Origin of the sequence: Caulobacter sp. D5 (genome assembly GCF_003185805.1) — a bacterium.
GTDB lineage: Bacteria > Pseudomonadota > Alphaproteobacteria > Caulobacterales > Caulobacteraceae > Caulobacter.
Genome location: NZ_QHJY01000386.1, coordinates 1 through 5,831 on the forward strand (window position 1 = coordinate 1; position 5,831 = coordinate 5,831).

At 68.2% G+C, this 5,831-nt stretch carries 5 protein-coding genes; 3 read left to right on the forward strand and 2 right to left on the reverse strand.

Features of this window, described 5'->3' with window-relative positions:
* Positions 1-190: 190 nt before the first annotated feature.
* Positions 191-3,013: a TonB-dependent siderophore receptor gene (locus DMC18_RS21610; RefSeq protein WP_158285957.1), complete on the reverse strand. Its 2,823-nt coding sequence runs from the start codon at positions 3,011-3,013 to the stop codon at positions 191-193.
* A gap of 468 nt (positions 3,014-3,481) precedes the next feature.
* Between DMC18_RS21610 and DMC18_RS21615 the strand changes: the two genes are divergently transcribed.
* Positions 3,482-4,009 carry a hypothetical protein gene (locus DMC18_RS21615; protein WP_146218163.1) on the forward strand — a complete coding sequence of 176 codons (528 nt, stop codon included), beginning with the start codon at positions 3,482-3,484 and terminating at the stop codon, positions 4,007-4,009.
* Between the two features lie 98 nt (positions 4,010-4,107).
* Positions 4,108-4,518 carry a TIGR01244 family sulfur transferase gene (locus tag DMC18_RS21620; protein ID WP_110121858.1) on the forward strand — a complete coding sequence of 137 codons (411 nt, stop codon included), beginning with the start codon at positions 4,108-4,110 and terminating at the stop codon, positions 4,516-4,518.
* Between the two features lie 9 nt (positions 4,519-4,527).
* On the opposite strand, the gene DMC18_RS21625 is transcribed toward DMC18_RS21620, so the two are convergent.
* Positions 4,528-4,680 (reverse strand): hypothetical protein, encoded by a 153-nt coding sequence (locus DMC18_RS21625; protein WP_110121857.1) that lies wholly within the window; start codon positions 4,678-4,680, stop codon positions 4,528-4,530.
* A gap of 66 nt (positions 4,681-4,746) precedes the next feature.
* Here DMC18_RS21625 and DMC18_RS21630 point away from each other — a divergent pair, with 66 nt between their 5' ends.
* The gene (locus DMC18_RS21630) at positions 4,747-5,646 is read left to right on the forward strand and encodes an MBL fold metallo-hydrolase (protein WP_110121856.1); all 900 of its coding nucleotides are present in this window, start codon (positions 4,747-4,749) and stop codon (positions 5,644-5,646) included.
* The last annotated feature ends 185 nt before the right edge of the window (positions 5,647-5,831 follow it).

The following is a 5,831-nucleotide window of genomic DNA, read 5'->3' on the forward strand; positions in this document are numbered from 1 at the left end:
CTGAGAGCCCCCTCACCCGACCTGCTTCGCAGGCCACCCTCTCCCGCAAGGGGAGAGGGACGCTAGGCCGTGTCGCCCCCTCCCCCGTTGCACAGGGGCGGACAAACAAAAACGGCGGGTCCCGGGGGACCCGCCGTCGATGTCGTCGGTCCCGGCGGTCCGAGGACCGCCGGGGTGAACGCCGGGCTGCTTAGAAGCGCAGCTTGGCGCCCACGAAGTACGAACGACCCAGGATGTCGTAGGTGTTCGGGTCGGTGTTGCCGTCCGGAGCGTTGTCGAACACCGGCGGCTTCTTGTCGCCGAGGTTGCGGACGCCGCCGAAGATCTCGACGTTGTCGTTGACGTTCCAGCGGGCGCTGACGTCGTGGTAGAAGTAGGCGTCGACCGTCGTGTAGCCGCCATCCTCGAACTCGGGGATGTTGCCCTGGTTGTCCATCTCGCCGATGTAGGTGCCGGTGTAGGCCAGGCGGACCGGGCCGACATCGTAACCAACGCGCAGGCTGGCCTTCCATTCCGGCAGCGAGGCCGAGATGTTGTAGGCGCCGATGGTGCCCTTGTAGTCGATGCCGTCCAGCTCGTAGCTGTCGAGATAGGTCGTGGTCAGGTCGAACTGGAGCTTGTCGCCCCAGACGCCGCCGGCCCACGGCACGTTCCAGCCGTACGAGACGGCCACGTCGACGCCCTTGGTCTGCAGAGCCGACACGTTGCCGAGCGGCGCGCGGGCCTTCAGGTTGCCGGCCGCGTCGCGGTAGATCAGCGGCAGGTTGATGCCCGAGTCGAAGCAGGCCGACGAGGTCAGGCTGCCCGAGGCGAAGCAGGCCGAGACGATGCCCGACACGCCGCCGCGGATGGTGCCGATGTAGTCGTCGATCTTGATGTCGTAGTAGTCGACGGTCAGGCTCAGGCCCGAGACGAAGCTCGGCTGCCACACCACGCCAGCGGTGATGGTTTCCGACTTTTCTTCGGCCAGGCTCGGGTTGCCGTAGAAGAACGACTCCGTCTGGGTGTTCTGGGCGACGAAGTTGCCGGCGACCGGATCATAGCCCAGCTGAGCGGTACAGAAGGCGCGGACCGAAGCCGACAGGGTGCGCGCGGCGCCCGTGCCCGGGTTGACGGTGGTGCAGGGGTCGAGCACGGCCGGGAAGCCCTGGTCGCCCGACTGGTACAGTTCGAACACCGACGGGGCGCGGCTGGCCTTCTGGAACATGGCCCGCAGCTTGACGTCGTGGATCGGCTTGTACTCGACGCCGACCTTGTAGCTGTAGACGCTGCCGACCGACGAGTAGTCGGAGTAACGGCCGCCCAGTTCCAGGCCCAGGTAGTTGGCGCCGGTCACGTCGGCGACCAGCGGAACCACGGCTTCGACGTAGAGTTCGCCGACGCTCGAGCCGCCGCCGACGGCCTTTTCGGCGTTGAAGCCGAAGATGTCGCCCGAGTTCTTGGCGGCGTCCGGGGTGAACGACAGGGTGTCTTCACGCCATTCGGCGCCGACGGCGACCGAGAAGTCGCCGGCCGGCAGCTTGAACAGCGGGCCGGTGGCGTAGACCGAACCGACGTTGCGTTCGAACACGGTCAGGTCGGAGAAGTTCAGGCGGATGAAGTTGGCCGCGGCCGTCGAGATGTTGCCGGCGCCGAACAGGTTCAGCGGGGCGCAGGTCGGGAACAGGGCCAGCGAGGCGGTCGAGCAGCTGGTGGTGCTGGCGCCGGCGCCCGAAGCGATCGCCGCGGCGACCTTCGAACGCGAGACGTCGTTCTGCACGCCGACGCGGAACTCGGTGCGGCCGAAGCTGTAGAAGGCTTCACCGGTCCAGCCCGAACCCAGGTCGGCCTTCAGGCCGAGGTTGATCTGGTAGAGATCCGAGTCGCGGGTTTCGACGCGCGGACCGACTTCGGCCATACGACGATCGACGAAGATCGCGGCGGTCGGGTTCGGACGGGTGGCCAGCAGGGTGGCCAGGCCGGGCGAGACGAAGGCGTTGTTGTACGGCACCTGGATGCCGGTGGCCGGGGTCGGCGCCAGCTGGGCCGAGTTGCGGCTGTCGGCGTAGTACATCTCGGCCGAGGCGGTCAGCCAATCGGTGATCTCGTAGTTGCCCAGGGCGGTGATGTTGAAGCGCTCGCCCGGCGACAGCAGGTTGTTGACCGGCGAGAAGTTGTAGCGGTCACCAGCCAGGGTGTTCACGAACGGACGCGGCGAACCGTCGGTGTTGAAGGCGTAACGCACGTTCAGCGGGCTCGAGGTCGAACCGCCGAAGGGGTTGGTGCCGATCGCGTTGGCCGCGCCGGTCACGCCCGTGCCCGAACCGCCGGCGTTGGAGACCAGCGACCACGGACGGTCGTTGTTCGGCAGGATCTTGTCGCGGCTGTAGTAGTTGGCGTAGGCGGTGACGTTACCCTTGCCGTCCGGCGTGTTGGCGCCGATCAGGAAGTAGGTGTTGGTGGTCTTGCCGTCGCCGATTTCGCTGATGCCGTACTGGCTGCCGACTTCGACGCCTTCGAAGTCCTTCTTCAGCTGGAAGTTCACGACGCCCGACAGAGCGTCCGAACCGTACACGGCCGAGGCGCCGCCGGTGACGATCTCGACCTTGTCGATCAGCGCCGTCGGGATGTTGTTGAGGTCGACGGTGTTCGAACGCGTCGACGGGTTCATGCGGTGGCCGTTGACCAGCACCAGGGTGCGCGACGCCCCCACGCCACGCAGGTCGACGGTGGCGGTGCCGTCCGACGGGTTGTTGGAAGCGGCGGTCAGGCCCGGCATCACCTGCGGCAGGCGGTTCAGCACGTCTTCGGTGGTGGTCGAACCGGCGGCCTGGATGGCTTCCGACGTCACGGTCGAGATCGGGCTGTTGGCCACGTAGTCCTGGCGGGCGATGCGCGAACCGGTGACGACGACGGCTTCGATTTCGGTCGAGTCGCTTTCGGGCGCGGTTTGCGCTGACGCCACACCGGCGCTGGCGGCGGCGATCGCGAGGCCGCTGATGATGGTCGTCGTCAGCAGGCGCTTACGCGTCATCTGAATCTTCAATGGAATCCCTCCGAGAACGGGCTGGGCCTGGCGATATCGCCGGCCCGTCGCCCATGTCTTGCAATCCCAGGCTGCCCTCAGCCCGGTTGGGGGGGACGTTAGGAGCGCCCGCTTGGAGCGGTCAATTCCGATTACCGTTGTGTAACGTGAAGCATCCTTTCTGTCGCAAATTGAACACACCATTGTCGCCTTAGCGGCAGATCGCCGCGCTTTCGCGCTGCGAGGCGTGCTCAAGCTTGCGAGACATGGCCCCAAGGAGACGTTTGGGCGGTAATTCTCTCCACTTTGAAATACCGGTAATATCGAAATATGTTGTCGCGACACACGAAAACGCGGGGCGATGTTTCCTCGGCGGAAGCCGGATCGGCCACCTTTCGGACACATTTCCCCCGCGTGTCTTCCGCGCCACGCTCGCCGCGCCGGCCCGCGGCCCCCAACCCACGTCGGATCTTCCTCATGCGACTCATCCGCTTGCCGCTCGCGCTTCTCGTCCTCGCCTCGGCGCCCGCCGCGCTCGCCGCGCCGGGCCCTGCTCAACCTGGAGCTTTGGGCGCGGTGACGGCCTGCCGGGCGATCCCCGAAGCCGCCGCCCGCCTGGCCTGCTACGACAAGGCCGCCGCCGAACTCGCGGCCGCCGACGCCTCCGGCGAGATCGTGGTGCTGGACCGGCAGAAGGTGGAGAGCGTCAAGCGCGAGGCCTTCGGCTTCAACCTGCCCAAGCTCGACCTGTTCGGCGGCAAGGGCGGCGACGCGCCGGCCAGCCTCGACCGCATCGAGGGCGTGGCCAAGCAGGCCTGGCAGAACGGGGCCGGCGGCTGGACGATCGTGCTGGAGGACGGCGCCAAGTGGGACCAGGTCGGCCGCGACCCGGTGCGCCGCGCGCCCAAGGCCGGCTCGAAGATCTCGATCCGCCGGGCCTCGATGGGCAGCTTCTTCCTGAACGTCGACGGCCAGACGGCCATCCGGGCGCGGCGGATCGACTAGGGAGCGGGTGAGCCAGGCGACGAGAAGGACTTGCCCAAGGCGCGCGCGCCGCGCATCTGAAGGGTTCGAGACGTTCCTTCCAGAGGCTTCAAGCGCCCATGACCGATTTCCGCCGCGTCACCGACAGCCTGTCGGTCAGCCCCCAGATCACCGTCGAGGACGTGGCCCGGGCCAAGGCCGAGGGCTTCGCCCTGATCGTCAACAACCGTCCGGACGGCGAGGATCCCAGCCAGCCGACGGGCGCGGAGATCGAGGCGGCGGCCAAGGCCGCGGGCCTGGCCTATGTGCACGTGCCGGTGCGCGGCGGGCCGACCCAGGATCAGGTGGACGCGGTGCGCGAGGCGGTCGAGGCGGCCGGCGGTCCGGTCCTGGCCTTCTGCCGCTCGGGCACCCGCTCGATCGTCACCTGGTCGATCGGCCAGGCGCTGTCGGGCGCGGCCGATCGGGAAACCTTGGTGCGGCAGGGCTACGAGGCCGGCTACGACCTCTCCGGCGTGCTGCCGCACTAGTTCAGGGCCTCAGTAGCCGCCCAGCGTGGTGACGCGGGCGGCCATGGGGCTGGGTTCGGGCTCGCACGAGGCCAGCACGAACTGCGCCGCAATGAGACACAGCACGGCGAAGCACGCGCGCTGGAGCCGTTTTGAGACAAAAATCGCCGCGTCGGCCGCCATGATCCGTACTCCACAGGGTTTACGGTTCGTTAAGCGCAAGACCGGCGCCGCTCAGGATGGGTCGCGATGATCCCCTTCGTCCGAGAGATCGAGTTCGAGTACGGCCGCTGCGACCAGGTCTCGCCGCTGATCCGGCGGGTGATCGCCGACAATCCCGGACCGTTCACCTACACCGGCACGGGCACCTACATCGTCGGCCGGGGAACCGTGGCGGTGATCGACCCGGGTCCGGACCTGCCCTCGCACCTGGACGCCCTGCTGGCGGCGATCGAGGGCGAGACCGTCAGCCACATCCTGGTGACCCACCACCACGCCGACCACTCTCCCCTCGCCGGCCCCCTGGCGGCGCGGACGGGGGCGCGGATCTGGGGCCGGCCGGCGCCTGCCGTGCTGGTGGCCGAAGAGACGGGCGTGAAGCTCGACGCCGAGGACGACGGCCACTTCCGGCCCGACATCGAGATCGCCGACGGCGACGTCTTCGCAGGCCCCGGCTGGACGCTGGAGGCGATCACCACGCCCGGCCACACCTCCAACCACGTCTGCTTTTCGCTGAAGGAAGAGAACGCCCTCTTCAGCGGCGACCACGTCATGGGCTGGTCGACGACGGTGATCACCCCGCCCGACGGCGACATGGGCGACTATTTCGCCAGCCTGGCCAAGATCCAGGCGCGAGGCTTTGCGACCCTGTGGCCGACCCACGGCTCGCCGGTGCGCGAGGTCGCGCCGTTCCTGCAGGCCTATGTCGACCACCGCCGGGCGCGGGAGGCGCAAGTGCTCGGCGTGCTGACGAACGGCCCGGCGCGGATCCGGGAGATTGTGCCTGTGCTCTACGCAGCCGTGGATCCGAGGCTGCACCCGGCGGCGGCGCTGTCGATGCTGGCGCACCTGATCCAGCTGGTGCGCGAGGGGCGGGTGGCGTGCGACGGGGAGCCGGGGTTGGAGAGTGAGTACCGGTTGGCGGGGTAGCGCCGCCGCTCCTCCCCATCGTCGTCATCCCGGCCGAAGCGAAGCGTAGAGCCGGGACCCAGAGGCCGCCGCACAGCGTCGGCTGGCGATAGGGTGGAGAGGATCCCTGCCGCTGAGCCCAGCCCCCCCTGGGTCCCTGTGTATTGCGATAGGTGTCGAGCGCGAGCTTGATGGGTGGCGGGCGC

Bases quoted from the DNA above. Each gene is read 5' to 3' on its own strand.
- DMC18_RS21610 (WP_158285957.1), bottom strand. From the start codon at position 3,013: ATGACGCGTAAGCGCCTGCTGACGACGACCATCATCAGCGGCCTCGCG.
- DMC18_RS21615 (WP_146218163.1), top strand. From the start codon at position 3,482: ATGCGACTCATCCGCTTGCCGCTCGCGCTTCTCGTCCTCGCCTCGGCG.
- DMC18_RS21620 (WP_110121858.1), top strand. From the start codon at position 4,108: ATGACCGATTTCCGCCGCGTCACCGACAGCCTGTCGGTCAGCCCCCAG.
- DMC18_RS21625 (WP_110121857.1), bottom strand. From the start codon at position 4,680: ATGGCGGCCGACGCGGCGATTTTTGTCTCAAAACGGCTCCAGCGCGCG.
- DMC18_RS21630 (WP_110121856.1), top strand. From the start codon at position 4,747: ATGATCCCCTTCGTCCGAGAGATCGAGTTCGAGTACGGCCGCTGCGAC.